The sequence below is a fragment of the Rufibacter sp. JT20002 genome, from assembly GCF_056491185.1.
The window spans coordinates 606,947-622,613 of record NZ_JBSZJY010000003.1 but is presented as its reverse complement, the minus strand read 5'-3'; the positions used below and the strand labels follow the sequence as shown (position 1 = coordinate 622,613).

The following is a 15,667-nucleotide window of genomic DNA, read 5'->3' as shown; positions in this document are numbered from 1 at the left end:
GATCTGCAGCTACGCTGCCTTAATATTGCCTGCAAAGGTAGCCGTATTTCGGCAGAAATGCTGCAGAAGCTGTTCCGGTTCAATTTGCCCGGTATACTGGTCTCTTTAAGGCGCAGACGGCTCCCTATTTCTTACGCTATAAACTCAGAAACGGACCTCCTGTTTTTACCCTTCTTTTGATAAAACAGGCCTTTTACAGAGCAGCACAAAAAGAAAGGCCGGTTAGAAATAACCGGCCTTCATTTTTATCAAGTGCAACTATTACCTGCCCATTTGGCCATAATACTGCATGAATTTCTGTTCAATCTGGGTGGCTTTATCAGTCATACCCACTTGGCGGGCTACCTGAATCAGCTGCTGCATGATGAAGAGGTTGATGCGGATCTCGGTTTCAAACATGGAGCTTTGGGTGAAGTAGTAGCGAAGCGCCTCATCAGCTCGGGCTGACATCACATCCACAATCTCCTGGGCACGTTTCTGCTCGCCTACCTCGTACAACGGCACCACAAATGGCGGAATGTAATAGTCATACGGAATGGATTTGTCTGGCAACTGCGTAAACATATAATCCATGATCTTTTTGGCAGTGGCTTTGTCACCGGCTTTCAGATACTCCAAGGTTAACTGGTAATACTTATCACGGGCGTTGGCCGGGAAACGCAGGTAATTTTCATCGTAGAAAATATCGGTGCGGTCCAAGTTGCGCCAAGAGAACTTATTCATCATGTTGTCATACATGATGTCTCTGGCGATATAGCCCATCTGTTCAGTGTTCTTGCTTTGCACCGGTACAATTCTGTAGGCCAGGCCTTCTAACTGCAGGTAGTTGTCTAAGCCCATGAAATCTGAATTGTCAGCAGTGGTAGAGAAGTACACCGGACGTTTCCAGTTGTTGTTGGCAATCAGGTCTAGAATGGCCAAGTGCTTTTTCTCTAATCCAGCTTTATCAATAGTGAAGCGCATCTGGCTTACTACAGAATCCCGATAAGCAGGTGCCACGGCATTGTTCGCGAGTACTGCGTTTTTATCAACGTTCAGGAAGAAGTTCTTGGTTGGGAAAGAAAGGTACGTACGACCTGACCGGTCCCCAATCTGCAAGGCCTGGTGGTTTTGCTTCACCAACTGGATGTACTGTTGCAAGTCAATGCCACTGGCTACCTCCGGACGTTCCACGTAGGGTAAGTAGTCATTGATGCCCTGGCGGTAGTTTTCATTCTCCAACGTCATCGGGAATGGCTCAGACTGATACGCCTGGCGCTTCATTTGATCCAGGTACCAGTCAGTGTTCATGTAGCTAAGTACCGCTACGCGCACATCGGTCCGGAAACCTTCCACTTCCTGGGCGTACCAAAGGGGGAATGTATCATTGTCACCGTTGGTAAACAGGATGGCATTTGGTGCTACGGAACTCAACAGGTTTTTAGCCGAGTCAACGGAGTGGTAACGGTCAGAGCGGTCATGGTCATCCCATCCTTGGGCAGCCATCACCCCCGGAATCAGCAACCCGATAACGGTTGCCAACACGCCAGCCAGGACGTCAGACTTAAAGGTTCTTCTCAGGAAATCGGCAATGGCCAGAACGCCCAAGCCAATCCAGATACTGTAGGCGTAGAAGGCACCGGCAAAGGTGTAATCACGCTCGCGGGGTTCAATAGGTGGTTGGTTCAGGTAGATAACAATGGCCAGACCGGTAAAGAAGAAAAGCAAAGTCACCACAAAGGCATCGCGCTGTTTTCTTCTGAATTGGAAAATCAAGCCTATGATTCCTAGGGCCAGAGGCAACATGTAAAAGTTGTTACGGGCTTTGCTTTCAGAGATGCGGTCAGGCAAGCCGTCACTGCTTTCCCAAGGCCATAGCACGCCTGACTGCTGGATGTCCCCTTCACGGCCCACAAAGTTCCACCCGAAATAGCGCCAGAACATATGGCCCATCTGGTAGTTGATCAAGAAGCTCATGTTCTGCCCGAAGGTAGGTTTCTGGCCTTCCTGCACATCTACCCACTTCTTGTATTGGGCAATATGGCCTGGTTGACTGCTGTAAAGACGCGGTAACAACACCTTGTCTTTAGAATCATACACCGTCTCCACCTTACGGCCTACCTCAATGTATTTGTCTTTGCCTTTGATGTATTGCGCGGCACCTTCTTCCTGGTCTACCGGCTCCGCGTTGAACTGAGGTCCAAACAGCAACGGACGATCTCCGTACTGTTCACGCTTAAGGTAAGACACAAAGCTTACGATGTTCTCTGGGTCGTTCTCGTCAATGGTGGGGTCATAGCCAGAACGGATAGGAATGATGAGGTAAGAAGAATAACCAATCAAAACGAAGATCACGCTCAGCAAAGCCGTGTGTAAGGTGCGATTTCCGGTCTTAATGGCGTGACGCACAGCCCATACCAGCACCCCAATGAAGAGCACCACAAAGAAGATTACCCCTGTACCAAACGGCAACCCGAAGCTGTTCACAAACAAGACCTCAAAGCTACCAGCAATAGAAGGCAAGCCCGGAATGATACCCACCAGCACCACGCCCAAAATTACGGCACTTACCACTAAGGTGATGATAGCGCCTTTGTTGGAGTACTTTTTAAGCCTGAAAAAGAAAATAAAGGCCAAAGCCGGAATAGCGACCAAGTTCAGAAGGTGGACCCCAATGGAGAGCCCTACCATGTAGGCAATTAAAATTAGCCATTTGTCAGAAGTGGCATCGTGTGCGCGGCTTTCCCAGCGCAGCATGGCCCACACCACAAACGCAGTAAAGAAGGAAGAGAAGGCATATACCTCAGCTTCTACCGCCGAAAACCAAAAAGAGTCTGAAAACGTGAAAGCCAACGAACCAACGGTAGCAGCCCCCATGATGGCAATAGTTTGTCCCAAGGTAGGCACCAAAGTTTCCTCTGGTGCGGTAGCGGTAGCCATAGCCCCAATGGTGCTAGGGCGTTGAGACGGAACTAGAAGTTTGCGGGCCAGAATAGTAATGGTCCAGAACAGGAACAAAACCGTAAAGGAGCTGGAAAGCGCAGAAAGCAAGTTTACCCACCAGGCCACCTGCGAAGGATCACTCGCAAACAAGGAGAAGATACGGCCCAGCAACAAGTAAAATGGAGCCCCGGGAGGGTGCGGCACCAAAAGTTTATAGGAACAGGCAATGAATTCTCCACTGTCCCAGAAACTGGCCGTTGGCTCAAGTGTAAGTACATACGCGATGGTGGCCACCGCAAATACCAACCAACCTACCAGATTGTTGATCCGATTGTATTGCAACATGATGTGTTTATGATTGAACCCTCGAAATTAGCAATTTTCTGAACGTCTCGCCTCTTGGCAACCCCAATAAATAAAAAAAGAGCCAGCGTAGGCTGGCTCTTCTATAACTTAATGGGTCAAATTTTATTGCTGCTGCAGAATGAGGCGTTTGGTTTCCACCATTTTCTCGTTTACCAGCAGGCTGTAGAAGTAAATACCGGCGGGCAGAGGAGAAAGATCCACCACAATAGTCTCAGTAGTGGCGGGTTTCATCACCGGAATCTCTTTGTACACTTTGCCAATGGCGTTAGAGATTCTGATTTTATAGTTTTCATCCCCAAGTGAGTTCAGGGAGATTCTGGTAACTCCTCTGGATGGGTTAGGATACGCATTTAGAGAAGGAATCAGCTTTGGCTCCTTTGTCCCCTGATTACCGGAAAGGATTTTAGTCACGCTGGCGTAAGCCGTTGATAAATTCCGCACCCCTGGTTTTGCCGCCATGGCACCAGAATTTTTGGTCAGGTACAGTAAAGGAGAATATTTTTTTACGTTCGGGTTAATAGAAGAGATAGTGGGTGAAGGCAATATCCCAAAATCTAATACCGTTAAAGCAGAAGCGGAGCGCCAGCCTGCATAAACAGAATCAGAGGATGTGCCTGCAGTACGGCTCCCCAAAGGAAGACCGCCCGGAATAACGCCCAAAGAGGACGCCTTGCTTCCTAAAACCATACCTAGGGTTAAGATACCCAGGAAAACGCGCGTAAAAATTTTCATACCATATATGCCAAGAAGTTGGTGTCCGTTTTCAGAATCGTCCAAATATAGCAACGTATCCTTAAACTACAAACTAATTCATAGAATTTTCACTATTCTTATCTACAAAAAAAACAATTAAGCCTTTTCAATATACAAGAAGTGTTTTAGGGTTTAGTTTCAAAAATTAAGCCAAAAACAATTACTCCCCTTTCATAAACTTAATTTCCTGGAACTGGAAGAACTGCAATTTCTGTTCTATCAATACTGCCAAACGCCCGGCAGCGTCAACACCGGTAATCTGGCCCGTCATCACCTGGTCCCCCACCATAAAAGAATGCCATTCTTGGTAGCGGTACAAGTGTTGCAGGTATTCTCTTTTCTGGGCTGCAGCGGCTCCGCTTCGTAGGGCCAGGTATCTACGCTCCAGGTTTTCAAGCAAGGTATTGATCACTTTGTCCAGCGGAAGTTGCTGTCCGGTAAGCAAAGCCAGCGACGTGGCGCGGGGATGGGCAAAGGTGACCTGGTTTACATTGATCCCAATCCCTACCACACTGTGCTGCAAAAAACGCCCGCTTACAGAGTTTTCAATCAGAATGCCCCCGGCTTTGTGGTCGCCGCAGTACAGGTCGTTGGGCCATTTGAGGGTGACTCCTTGGGGCAGGTACTCCCGCAGAAGATCAAGGGCTGCCAGAGAGACCGCAATGTTCAGTGAAAATTGATGCTGGGCCTCTAAAAAGTTTGGCTTTAATATGACAGATAACGTAATGTTTTTGTCAGGTTCCACGTCCCAGGTATTGCCACGTTGGCCGCGTCCGGAGGTTTGGGCGCCCGCCACTATGACACAGCCATCAGTGGCGCCATTTTTGTTAATAAGCAGGTGTGCCTCTGTGTTGGTAGAGGTACATTCTGGCAGAAAGACTAGTTGTTGGCCTATAAAAAGGGTATTCGGCGAAAATTTTTGCAAAGACTTTAGTATTTTTGAAGATCAAATTTATATTTCCCAAATGAAACACAACACGATTCAGGACAATTCCGACATATTGGCAGAACTGGTAGTAAAAGGCATGCAGGAAAGAAAGGCAGCCGATATTGTCGTTCTCAACCTGAAATCTTTGAAGAACGCCGTTTCAAACTACTTTATCATAAGCTCCGCCAGCTCAGACACCCAATTGGATGCCATTGCTACGTCTATTGAGGAAGAAGTTTTCAAGCTAACCAAAGAGCATCCCTGGCAGAGTGAAGGCCGCACCAACCGTGAGTGGGTGGTGTTGGACTACGTTGACGTAGTGGCCCATATCTTCCTGAAAGATAAACGTAATTTCTACGCGCTGGAAGAACTCTGGGGCGACGCTGAGATTACGCACGTAGAGTCTACAGAAGGCTCTACTTCGGCTGTGTTATAAACAAAGGCACGGCCAGGAGGTTTACCTTTTATTGAGAGAGAACAACCCATGACAGAAAAACCAGAAAAAAAGAAAAAAAGAAAAATAATCCCCACCACCCCGCCTAGGCCTACAATGCAAATTTGGGTTTTGGCGGCGCTCGTGCTTTTTATTTTCGGCCTTACGTACTACAACAACCTTAACGCAACGGTAGAAATACGGCAGCCGCGCTTTGAAGAAATGCTTCTGGCGCAGGATGTGAAGAAAGTGGCGGTTGTGAATAACAATGTGGCAGAGGTCACCTTGAAAGAGGAAGCCCTTAAGAATGAGAAATACCGCACTGAGCTGGAAAGTCGCGGCGGCGGATTCAGCATGAACAACCAGGGGGCGCATTACCACTTCCCTATCATCACGGCAGAAAGCTTCAAGCAGGACTTAGACCAATTGCAGGCTCAGATCCCGCGCGAGCAACGCGTTCCGTTAGAGATTGAGAAGCGTACCGGCCTGTTGGAGCTCTTGATGGGTTGGCCATTCTTTATCCTGTTGATGGTTGGTTTCTGGTTCCTGATGCGCCGCATGGCCACTGGAGGAGCTGGCGGACAGATCTTCAACATCGGAAAATCACGTGCGGCGCTGTTTGACGCCGAGAACCGTGTGAAGATTACCTTCAAGGATGTGGCCGGGCTGGAAGAAGCCAAAGAAGAGATCCAGGAGATTGTAGAGTTCCTGAAAAACCCCACCAAGTTTACCATATTGGGAGGTAAAATCCCGAAAGGCGCCTTGCTGGTAGGACCTCCGGGTACCGGTAAAACCTTGTTGGCGAAAGCCGTTGCCGGTGAGGCTGAGGTTCCGTTCTTCTCTTTGTCAGGTTCAGACTTCGTGGAGATGTTTGTGGGGGTAGGTGCTGCCCGTGTGCGTGACTTGTTCAAGCAAGCGAAAGCCAAAGCCCCTTGTATCATCTTCATTGACGAGATTGACGCCATTGGCCGTTCACGTAGTCGTGGGCAGATGCCCGGCGGTAACGATGAGCGCGAGAACACCCTGAACTCCCTGCTGGTGGAGATGGATGGTTTCGCAACCGATTCAGGCGTGATTATCCTGGCGGCTACCAACCGTCCTGACATTCTGGATTCTGCCTTGTTGCGTCCAGGCCGTTTTGACCGCCAGATCAGCATCGACAAACCAGACATCAATGGCCGTACCCACATTTTTGGCGTGCACTTGAGTCCATTGACCTTAGCCAATGACGTAGACGCGAAGAAATTGGCTGCTCAGACACCTGGCTTTGCCGGAGCCGAGATTGCCAACGTGTGTAACGAAGCAGCCTTGATTGCGGCCCGCCGTAACAAAAAGGCGATTGAGATGAAAGACTTCAACGATGCCATTGACCGTGTGATTGGTGGTTTGGAGAAGAAAAACAAGATCATCTCTCCGCAGGAAAAGAAAATTGTGGCCTACCACGAGGCGGGTCACGCCATTGCTGGCTGGTTCTTGGAGCACTGTGATCCGTTGGTAAAAGTGAGTATCGTTCCGCGTGGTGTTGCCGCGTTAGGATACGCCCAGTACTTGCCAAAAGAGCAGTTCCTGTACAACACCGAGCAGTTGGTAGACGAGATGTGCATGGCCTTAGGTGGTCGCGCGGCAGAGCAGATCGTGTTTGGAAAAATCTCTACCGGTGCTTTGAGTGACTTGGAGCGGATTACCAAGATGGCCTACAGCATTGTGACCATGTACGGAATGAATGACCGCATTGGTAACTTGTCGTTCTATGACTCTAAGCAGCCAGACAACACGTTTACCAAGCCTTATTCTGAAACTACCGCTGAAACGATTGACTCTGAGGTACGCCTATTGGTAGGTGACGCGTACAACCGCACGCTGCAACTATTGTCTGACAGACGGAACGAGTTGGAAATGGTAGCGCAGGAACTGTTAGAGAAGGAAATCCTTTTCCAACATGACCTGGAGCGTTTGGTAGGTCCTAGACCTTTTGAAGGTTTAACCAACTACCAGGCCCATACCGCCGGTACAGACCGCAGTAAAACGCAAAGTGAGGTGGCTGGTGAAAACCACATCATCACCCCAACCGGTGCCCAGCAAAATCAGGAAGACACGCCAACGGCGGCAGAGCCAACTGGTGCACCAACTTCCACCGGAGAAGGTACTACGTTCAATTCGTAGTTCTTTCTGAAAAGTAGGTTCTAAACGGAAATACAACATGTACGAAGCCAAATCCAAAGAGATTGTGCTCCGCAAGGTAAGAGAGGCGCTGGCTAAGTCAGCGCCTTTTCTGCCTCCTACCCCAGACTTCTCCACGTCGGTCTACGGCCCGTTGCTGGAAGACCTTTCGGTGCTGTTTGCAGAGACGTTCATCCGCAACAGCGGCACGTTCGTGTACTGTGAGAACGAGGAAGACTTCTTTGACCAACTTTTTGAGTTCAAGAAGGAACGGGGCATCAACAATCTATACGTGTGGGAGCCTGTGCTGAAAAAAATCCTGCACGCCGGAGGCATCAATTTTAATGGCACCGAGGACGATTTCATCAACAATGCGCAAGCCTCACTGACCACTTGTGAAGCCTTGGTGGCCCGCACCGGCAGCATCCTGGTCTCCTCGGCAAATGCTAGTGGCAGACGCTTGTCTGTGTACCCGGCTATGCACCTGGTGGTGGCCAAATTGTCGCAGTTGGTCCCTGATATAAAGCAGGCCCTTGAATTTGTTAAAGGAAAGTACGGCAACCGTCTGCCTTCCATGCTATCTTTGGTGAGTGGCCCCAGCCGCACCGCCGATATAGAGAAAACCCTAGTGATGGGTGCCCACGGCCCCAAAGAACTTATCTTGTTTCTGATTGATGATCACACCGATTGACCACCTGCCGCCCGGTAAAAAAGTCTACTTTGCTTCTGATTTCCATTTAGGGGTACCGTCTCCTGAGCAAAGCCTGGCGCGTGAGAAAAAGATTGTGCGGTGGTTAGACCAGATCAAGGCAGATGCCCACGCTATTTTCCTAGTAGGTGATATTTTCGATTTCTGGTTTGAATACCGCCATGCCATTCCCAGAGGCTTCATCCGGCTGCAGGGTAAATTAGCTGAGATTGCCGATAGCGGCATTCCCATCTATCTCTTCACCGGAAACCATGACATGTGGATGTTCGACTACTTTCCGAAAGAGTTGAATATTCCGGTCCTAAGGAAACCAGTTTCTATCACCATCGGGACTCATTCCTTTTTTATTGGTCATGGTGATGGCTTAGGCCCGAAGGATTACACCTACAAGGTTTTAAAGCGGGTGTTCGCGAACCCGGTGAGCCAATGGCTGTTTGCCAGGGTGCACCCCAACATGGGCATTGGGTTGGCCAGTTTCTGGTCGCGCCGCAGCCGCATTCAGAACACCAAGGTAGACGAGGTTTTCAAGGGTGATGATGAATGGCTGGTGCACTACTGCCAACGAGTGGAAGGACGGCAGCACCATGACTTCTACATTTTCGGGCACCGCCATTTGCCGCTTGATTTGCCCATTGGAGACCGCAGCCGTTATCTTAATTTGGGAGAATGGGTCAATTTTTGCTCCTATGCTGTGTATGATGGACAGGACCTTACCCTCACCTACTTTGAAAAGCAGCCTGCTTAGTTTCTGCCTGGGGCTTCTCTCCTCGCTTTTTCTGTCACCCATCATGGGCCTGGCACAGGAATCTGCACCCAACTGGTCATTGGCGTTTCAGCTCCCAGCCAAAGGCAACTCCTTACTTTCCATAGACCGATTTGACCGGGTGTACCTGGCAGACACCCGCCAGAACATCATCCAGTTAGATACGGTAGGGAAAGTAGTTAATACTTTCTCGCCGCCCATCCAAGGCCATGTAGCCATGGTAGAGGCTTGGAGCCCGGCTAAAATCTCGGTGTTCTACGATGACCGCCAACGGGTACAATTACTAGACCGTTTTTTAACCCCATTGGGCCTGGCAGATTTGCGGGAATACACTGATGGAACCATTAGGGCAGCCACCCTGGCAGCAGACGATCGGCTCTGGCTTTTTGACGAAACCACTTTCCGGCTACTGAAAATAGATACCCGCACTAACCGGCCGGTATATGAAAACCCGTTGGAGTTACTGCTGGACCGGAGGCAGCACGACATTACGTTCCTGCGCGAGTACCAAAGCAAATTATACATGGTAGACCGCTCCTCAGGCGTCTACGTGTTTGACAACATGGGCAATTATCATAAGAAATTGCCACTACCAAATCTTTCCTACCTGGGGTTCGTGGGCGATGAGATGTATTACCTCTCCAATAACCAATTGCATTTCCAGCATCTTTACACCTTCCAGACCCGAACGGTTTCCTTACCAGAACAACCCCTCGCCTACCGCCAAGTGCTGGTTGGTGACAAGTTCCTCTACCTGCTCACCAACGATACCCTCTTCGCCTACCGCAGACACTAGGTAGTTTTGAGGCCATTTCCAAAAATGGGCTTAAAACAAAAAAGTATTCCCTAGAACTGAAACAACCACCTTACCAATAGAAGTCATTTCAGGTATCATAAATTCAAGTTGTAGGTCTAAACTTAACCTTAGAAATCTAAAAGGCGAAACGTTCAACAGCCTGGCCATGCAACTTCAAGTGGGAAGACCCCATTTCCAGTCTTTCGGCAGAGCGCCTTTGTTTTAGACCTGGTGCCGCAGGCAGGCCTACCGGCCAAGGCTAAAACGGAAGCGCGAGGGCGGAAGACGAGGCCCCGCGGCCTTGAGCGCACCAAAGCAAAATTGCAACAACAAAGCCTCTACAACTGATAAGCCGAGCCTCCGCTACTATAAACAAAAACGTTTAGACCTTACTTTTCAAAATTCAGCCTTAAAACAACCCTCTTCTCGCCCTACTCCTTCGCTAAAAACTTCAACCCCAACACTTCGGTAATAATCAACTCGATCCACGCCAGACGCCCACATTCTTGGGTTCATTGAAAAGAACCATCCCCAAAATAGCAGTCCCCACAGCTCCAATTCCAGTCCAGGAACCATAAGCGGTACCCACCGGTAAGGTGCGCAAGGCTGGGGAGAGTAACACAAAACTCAGAATTATGACAACGACTGTAATCACCGTAGGCCAAAGCTTGGTGAACCCTTCGGTGTACGTCAACCTAATGGCCCAGCTAATCTCACAAAGCCCTGCAACCACCAAATAAACCCAAGCTGTATTCATAATTTTCAAAGAGGTAAAATCAGAATCAAGTACTTAATCCGTAGATACCACAGCTTCAGCACGTTAATTTCCTCCTTGGTCAGGATTCTCTTGTGCGCTTGCGGCAAAAGCATCTATTTGCAAACTTAGCGGACATAACCATCCGCTTGGGTTTTCACGCAAACTCAGGGAAAAAGCCCGCTGCACCTTTTGCTTCTTTACAGACGAAGGCTGGCACTTTACCCTAAGCCTGTGGAAGATGAAGCTGTAATGGAAACCATTTTAGAACCTTAGTTTCTTTTCTTGAAAGGCGAAGAAACTGCATAAGGATCTAGGCGGAAGGCATTTTTAAGTTGTTTTTCAAAAAGTAAGCAGACAACAGAACTTTCATTCTCAACTATTTCTATTATGAGTAGAGCGCATGTACCCCTTTCTTTCACCGCGGCAAAGCGCTTACTTGCTTTTTGAACTATGCTTCTCTCCACTGAGTTTTTGGACAGGCTGTTTGTGCAGTCGCCCTTTATGAAAAAAAAGTTTCAATTCAAGCATAAGCACTTGTTGCGCTATTTAGGCAACACGGGCATTGCTTTTCTTATCTTCTGGACCTTCTTCTTTATCCATAGAACGGGGGTGCGGGATTTTGAACCAGCCGATATCTTTCGGTTGCTTTATAATGCTTTGATGGTGAATGTGGTGCTGGAAGGCACCCGCCGTATTGCCAAGCGCCTGAGCAGAAAGTATGACTGGCGCGAGTACGGCCTTCGCCGGTTCATTTATGAATGGGTGGCCGTCCAGATTTACATCTTGCTGGTGATGGTTCTGTTTGAGATCATGCCTCGGTTGGTCTTAGGCCAGATGGAATATGATTTCAAAGACCCTAACGCCATGCGCAACATCAAAGAAGTCTTTGTGTTTGGCAGCATTATCCTGCTTTTTGTGCATTTTATCCGCTCAGGAATCTATTTCTACAACCAATGGCACCGCTACCTTATGCAGTCTGAGAAGCTGAAAAAAGAAACCATCAAGGTGCAGTTTGAGTCATTGAAACAGCAAGTGAATCCGCACTTTCTGTTCAACAGCTTAAACGCCCTTTCCTCCCTTATCTACAAAGACCAGGACCTGGCCGCCAAGTTTGTGGAGCAGCTCTCTAAGGTGTACCGGTATGTGCTGGAAAACAAAGACAAGGAACTGGTGACGCTGCACACCGAACTGGACTTCATTTACTCGTACCTGTTCTTGCTTAAGATCAGGTTCAGGGAGAACCTACGCGTGAACATGGACGTGCCAGACCATCTCTTGAACCACCAGGTGGCACCCTTAACCATGCAGTTGCTTATGGAGAATGCCATCAAGCACAACATTGTGAGCCGCGATGAGCCCCTGTTCATTGATGTGTTTGTGGAGGGCGATTACATCATCATCAAGAACAACCTGCAGTTGAGAGAGAGCCGCGAAGAATCAACCGGAGTAGGCCTGAAAAACATCATCAACCGCTACAAATTCATCACAGATAAAAAAGTGGATGTAGAAGTAACAGCACACGATTTCATTGCTAAATTACCACTTCTAAATAACGCCGCCTGATGAACATCCTCCTCATTGAAGACGAGTACCTGGCTTCGGAGAAATTGGAAGCCCAATTACTGCGCTACGACCCCAGCATTCAGGTGGTAGGCACCATAGATTCTATCCGGAACGCGGTAAAATGGTTTGAGTCTAACCCCACTCCAGACCTTGCGTTCCTGGACATCCACTTATCTGATGGCAACAGCTTTGAGATTTTCCAGAAGGTGGAAGTAAAGTGCCCTATTATCTTCACCACGGCCTATGATGAGTACGCCGTTAAAGCTTTTAAGGTGAACAGCATTGACTACTTGCTTAAACCCATCAGCAACGAGGATCTGGGGGCGGCCATGGACAAATTCAAAGCTCTTCGCCAAAGCAAACCTGCTGCTCCGGCCTTGGACATGCAGCAGATCATGGCGCTTCTAAACAAGAACTCGCCTTCTTCTGTAGACACGCCGCACTACAAAACCCGCTTTTTGGTGAAAAGTGGCCAGAAAATACGCTCGGTCTCTACCGATGAGATTGCTTATTTCTACGCCGAAGACAAGATCGTTTTCCTGATTACTACCGGTGGTCAGCGCTTCATCACAGATTACACCTTAGACACCCTGCAGGAACTGCTGGACCCCGAGCATTTCAGCCGCCTTAACCGCCAGTTCATTGCCCACATCCACTCTATTGACGAGATCCATCCGTACCTCAAGGGCCGCCTCAAAGTGTACGTGAAACCGGTCACCGACAAAGAGATTATCATCAGCAACGAACGTGCCGCTGCCTTCAAAGAGTGGTTAGGGAAATAAGAAGACCTTTAGGCCTGTTTTCCTGAAAACAGGCCTAAAGGTCTCCTACCTATTTCTTCGTTAAGTCTTTTAGCATCCAGATAGTGCAGGCAAAGTGCCCTGAGTTACCCAACGCATGTGGTAAGGGCTCAAAGCCTGCCTTGGTGTACATACTCACGGCCTTGGCCAACTCTGGAAAAGACTCCAGATACAGCTGTTGGTATCCTAAGTCCCGGGCCAGCTCCATGGTTTGAAGGAGTAACTGGTATCCAATGCCTTTGCCCCTGCTCTCGGAAGAAAGGTAAAACTTTACCAATTCGGCACACCCATCCGGGAGTCCATCGGTTGGGTAAACTCCGCAGCCGCCAATAATTTCCCCGTTTTCCTCTGCTACCAGGTAGCTACTGCCCGCTGTCTTGAACAGATTGTAAAGGTCATCGGTGGTGGGGTCAGTATAAACTGTGCCTGGCCGGTCTATCCCAAATTCCCTAAATACTTTTCTGATAAGGTTGGCCAGTTGCAGGTTGTCTTTTTCCTCAATGGCCCTGATGGTAATACTCATATGCCGATGGTTGTCCCTGGCACCTAATGTTGTGCTGGGTTAGCGGCAAAAGTAGGCAGGAAAAGCAAACTGCACCCAAACTTTAGTAAAAGCCGCTGTAAACCATCACCTAACCTCCTTTCACTAACCTTTTTCAGAAAACAGCTTCTAAACAGTTTCTGTTTCTAATTTCAGACGCTTCAATCTTGCTGCCTTTCCTTCTAAACCCGCTCTTGGTTTGAAAATAAGTAAGCTCTCCAAAGCCTTCTTGGCTAGATTAAGGTCGGTTTAATCCAATAGATTAAAACATAATGCAATTTTTTCGTACAAGTAAAACATTGCAATCGAGTTTAGACCATATAAGTACGTATTTAAACATGAACAAAAGACTTACTGAAACTTTCGGGTTCTCAGGAAGTACAATTTAGTTGTGGAATACAACCCCTTTTCAGAACAGGCTAATAAGTCCTGCTTTAAAGAGTTGCCACGTAACCGTATGTCTCACTTTAACCCCAAGGAGAATTTTTTATGCTAGCCATGAATTACCGGGGACCTTTGCGGGTCCGGATAGATCAAAAACCAATGCCTGAGATCCTGCACCCCCAGGACGCTATTGTACGAGTAACTCGCTCGTGTATCTGCGGATCAGATCTGCACTTATACAATGGCTCCGTGCCCGATACCCGCGTGGGCATGACCTTCGGGCATGAATTCACTGGTATAGTAGAGGAAATTGGCTCTGAGGTAACCAAGGTGAAAGTAGGTGACCATGTGCTGGTGCCTTTCAACATTGCCTGTGGCCAGTGCGTTTTCTGTAAGCAGGAAATGTACGGCAACTGCCACGAGTCTAACCCGCAGGCTACCGCCGTGGGAGGTATCTTCGGGTACTCACACACTGCTGGTGGCTACAACGGTGGCCAGGCCGAGTATGTCCGCGTACCGTACGCCAACGTAGGCCCTACCATTATCCCCGAAGGGATGGACCCAGACGATGCTGTTCTGCTGACCGACGTGGTGCCTACAGGCTACCAGGCCGCTGAAATGGGCGGTATCCAGCCTGGCGACACGGTGGTGGTGTTTGGAGCCGGTCCGGTTGGGATCATGGCAGCTAAATGCTCCTGGTTATTTGGCGCAGGTCGCGTGATTATCATTGACGAGGTGGAATACCGCCTGGAGTTTGCCAAGAACTACGCGCAGTGCGAGGCCTATAACTTCAGGGAGTTTGGAGACCCAGCCGTGTTCATCAAGAAACAAACCGATTGGCTGGGAGCCGATGTTTGTATTGACGCTGTAGGTGCCGAGGCAACGGGCAATGCCCTACAGACCATCACAGGTAGAAAGCTGCTTATTCAGGCCGGGTCGGCAACGGCGCTGCACTGGGCCATTAACTGCGTGAAGAAAGGTGGTATTGTCTCCATTGTGGGGGTTTACGGACCGACCGATAACCTGGTGCCCATTGGCAACGTGCTGAACAAGGGACTTACCATCAGAGGAAACCAAGCCTCGGTGAAACGCCTGCTGCCCAGATTGATAGAGCACGTGCAAAACGGCGTCCTGAACCCTAAGGGACTTATCACGCACCGCATCCCGTTAGAAGAGGTTTCTGATGCTTATCGGATGTTCTCTGAGAAGTTAGATAACTGCATCAAACCTGTTCTTATTCCACCATCAGCAAGAATATAAGGAGACCCACCATATGGAAACGACACCAAATAAATATGCGCATATAATAGGCTGGGGAATAGACGCCGATCCGAAGAACGACCCAACCTACCCCATGAGAAACAGGGCCGCCGAGGACACAAAAGGGTACACCTGGGAAAGACCAACGCAGCAACCAATTAACATTGAGGTACATCATTCCATTGAGCGCCCTAACGTAACCGCTGTCTTCGGGACGGCTGTTCCGCCAAGCGGTTTAAGCGGGATGATCCGCCGGTTGGCGTTCAAGAAAAGCGAGAATGACTATGGGCACTGGCTTCCGCTTATCCTGGCAGACCGCATCAACGTGGTAGAAGGGATTATTGAAGACATCAAGGATGGCAAGTTCCCTAACATCATCGCAGAAAAAGGCATGAAGGCCGAGTGGGAACATAACCGTTCTGGCCTCCTTCGGCAGTTGGCGGTTACCGCCATCATCGGCTACGGAATAGTCGCCTATTACCGGGCTAAAAAGAAAAGAGAGCAAGAAGATTACGATTATTAATCTCCTAGC

14 protein-coding genes are annotated in these 15,667 nt (G+C 48.9%); 9 read left to right on the top strand and 5 right to left on the bottom strand.

Annotated elements, in window-relative coordinates; translation table 11 throughout:
• Window positions 1-261: 261 nt before the first annotated feature.
• The 3 genes from ACW9SV_RS16510 to ACW9SV_RS16500 all read right to left on the bottom strand — a co-directional run bounded on the left by ACW9SV_RS16510 (window position 262) and on the right by ACW9SV_RS16500 (window position 4,966).
• A complete protein-coding gene (locus ACW9SV_RS16510; RefSeq protein WP_479557862.1) occupies window positions 262-3,267 on the bottom strand; it encodes a glycosyltransferase family 117 protein in 3,006 nt (1,001 codons plus the stop codon).
• Window positions 3,268-3,390: 123 nt separating this feature from the next.
• A complete protein-coding gene (locus tag ACW9SV_RS16505) occupies window positions 3,391-4,020 on the bottom strand; it encodes a T9SS type A sorting domain-containing protein (protein ID WP_479557861.1) in 630 nt (209 codons plus the stop codon).
• Window positions 4,021-4,201: 181 nt separating this feature from the next.
• The gene (locus ACW9SV_RS16500) at window positions 4,202-4,966 is read right to left on the bottom strand and encodes a biotin--[acetyl-CoA-carboxylase] ligase (protein ID WP_479557860.1); all 765 of its coding nucleotides are present in this window, start codon (window positions 4,964-4,966) and stop codon (window positions 4,202-4,204) included.
• Between the two features lie 40 nt (window positions 4,967-5,006).
• Between ACW9SV_RS16500 and rsfS the strand changes: the two genes are divergently transcribed.
• The 5 genes from rsfS to ACW9SV_RS16475 are packed head-to-tail and all read left to right on the top strand — an operon-like array spanning window position 5,007 to window position 9,830.
• Window positions 5,007-5,405: a ribosome silencing factor gene (gene rsfS / locus ACW9SV_RS16495; RefSeq protein WP_479557859.1), complete on the top strand. Its 399-nt coding sequence runs from the start codon at window positions 5,007-5,009 to the stop codon at window positions 5,403-5,405.
• Between the two features lie 48 nt (window positions 5,406-5,453).
• A complete protein-coding gene (gene ftsH, locus ACW9SV_RS16490; RefSeq protein WP_479557858.1) occupies window positions 5,454-7,565 on the top strand; it encodes an ATP-dependent zinc metalloprotease FtsH in 2,112 nt (703 codons plus the stop codon).
• Between the two features lie 37 nt (window positions 7,566-7,602).
• Window positions 7,603-8,253 (top strand): LutC/YkgG family protein, encoded by a 651-nt coding sequence (locus tag ACW9SV_RS16485; RefSeq protein WP_479557857.1) that lies wholly within the window; start codon window positions 7,603-7,605, stop codon window positions 8,251-8,253.
• On the top strand, window positions 8,237-9,016 hold the full coding sequence (locus ACW9SV_RS16480; RefSeq protein ID WP_479557946.1) for a UDP-2,3-diacylglucosamine diphosphatase: 780 nt from the start codon (window positions 8,237-8,239) through the stop codon (window positions 9,014-9,016). Before ACW9SV_RS16485 ends, ACW9SV_RS16480 begins: the two co-directional genes overlap by 17 nt.
• Entirely contained in the window at window positions 8,997-9,830 is an 834-nt protein-coding gene (locus tag ACW9SV_RS16475) for a hypothetical protein (RefSeq protein ID WP_479557856.1), read from the top strand. Before ACW9SV_RS16480 ends, ACW9SV_RS16475 begins: the two co-directional genes overlap by 20 nt.
• A 475-nt stretch (window positions 9,831-10,305) precedes the next feature.
• On the opposite strand, the gene ACW9SV_RS16470 is transcribed toward ACW9SV_RS16475, so the two are convergent.
• Window positions 10,306-10,587: a DMT family transporter gene (locus tag ACW9SV_RS16470; RefSeq protein ID WP_479557855.1), complete on the bottom strand. Its 282-nt coding sequence runs from the start codon at window positions 10,585-10,587 to the stop codon at window positions 10,306-10,308.
• 501 nt (window positions 10,588-11,088) lie between these two features.
• Between ACW9SV_RS16470 and ACW9SV_RS16465 the strand changes: the two genes are divergently transcribed.
• The gene (locus ACW9SV_RS16465) at window positions 11,089-12,150 is read left to right on the top strand and encodes a sensor histidine kinase (RefSeq protein ID WP_479557854.1); all 1,062 of its coding nucleotides are present in this window, start codon (window positions 11,089-11,091) and stop codon (window positions 12,148-12,150) included.
• On the top strand, window positions 12,150-12,932 hold the full coding sequence (locus tag ACW9SV_RS16460) for a LytR/AlgR family response regulator transcription factor (RefSeq protein WP_479557853.1): 783 nt from the start codon (window positions 12,150-12,152) through the stop codon (window positions 12,930-12,932). The genes ACW9SV_RS16465 and ACW9SV_RS16460 overlap by 1 nt, the downstream gene beginning before the upstream one ends.
• Window positions 12,933-12,981: 49 nt before the next feature.
• Here the strand turns inward: ACW9SV_RS16460 and ACW9SV_RS16455 are convergent, their stop codons facing one another.
• Window positions 12,982-13,473 (bottom strand): GNAT family N-acetyltransferase, encoded by a 492-nt coding sequence (locus ACW9SV_RS16455; RefSeq protein ID WP_479557852.1) that lies wholly within the window; start codon window positions 13,471-13,473, stop codon window positions 12,982-12,984.
• 507 nt (window positions 13,474-13,980) lie between these two features.
• Between ACW9SV_RS16455 and ACW9SV_RS16450 the strand changes: the two genes are divergently transcribed.
• Complete coding sequence (locus ACW9SV_RS16450; protein WP_479557851.1) at window positions 13,981-15,135, top strand: zinc-dependent alcohol dehydrogenase; 1,155 nt, start codon at window positions 13,981-13,983, stop codon at window positions 15,133-15,135.
• A gap of 13 nt (window positions 15,136-15,148) precedes the next feature.
• A complete protein-coding gene (locus tag ACW9SV_RS16445) occupies window positions 15,149-15,658 on the top strand; it encodes a hypothetical protein (protein ID WP_479557850.1) in 510 nt (169 codons plus the stop codon).
• Window positions 15,659-15,667 lie beyond the last annotated feature (9 nt).

Excerpts from the sequence above, each read along its gene's own strand:
- ACW9SV_RS16510 (WP_479557862.1), bottom strand. The coding sequence starts at position 3,267 with ATGTTGCAATACAATCGGATCAACAATCTGGTAGGTTGGTTGGTATTT.
- ACW9SV_RS16505 (WP_479557861.1), bottom strand. The coding sequence starts at position 4,020 with ATGAAAATTTTTACGCGCGTTTTCCTGGGTATCTTAACCCTAGGTATG.
- rsfS (WP_479557859.1), top strand. The coding sequence starts at position 5,007 with ATGAAACACAACACGATTCAGGACAATTCCGACATATTGGCAGAACTG.
- ftsH (WP_479557858.1), top strand. The coding sequence starts at position 5,454 with ATGACAGAAAAACCAGAAAAAAAGAAAAAAAGAAAAATAATCCCCACC.
- ACW9SV_RS16485 (WP_479557857.1), top strand. The coding sequence starts at position 7,603 with ATGTACGAAGCCAAATCCAAAGAGATTGTGCTCCGCAAGGTAAGAGAG.
- ACW9SV_RS16480 (WP_479557946.1), top strand. The coding sequence starts at position 8,237 with ATGATCACACCGATTGACCACCTGCCGCCCGGTAAAAAAGTCTACTTT.
- ACW9SV_RS16470 (WP_479557855.1), bottom strand. The coding sequence starts at position 10,587 with ATGAATACAGCTTGGGTTTATTTGGTGGTTGCAGGGCTTTGTGAGATT.
- ACW9SV_RS16465 (WP_479557854.1), top strand. The coding sequence starts at position 11,089 with ATGAAAAAAAAGTTTCAATTCAAGCATAAGCACTTGTTGCGCTATTTA.
- ACW9SV_RS16460 (WP_479557853.1), top strand. The coding sequence starts at position 12,150 with ATGAACATCCTCCTCATTGAAGACGAGTACCTGGCTTCGGAGAAATTG.
- ACW9SV_RS16455 (WP_479557852.1), bottom strand. The coding sequence starts at position 13,473 with ATGAGTATTACCATCAGGGCCATTGAGGAAAAAGACAACCTGCAACTG.
- ACW9SV_RS16450 (WP_479557851.1), top strand. The coding sequence starts at position 13,981 with ATGCTAGCCATGAATTACCGGGGACCTTTGCGGGTCCGGATAGATCAA.
- ACW9SV_RS16445 (WP_479557850.1), top strand. The coding sequence starts at position 15,149 with ATGGAAACGACACCAAATAAATATGCGCATATAATAGGCTGGGGAATA.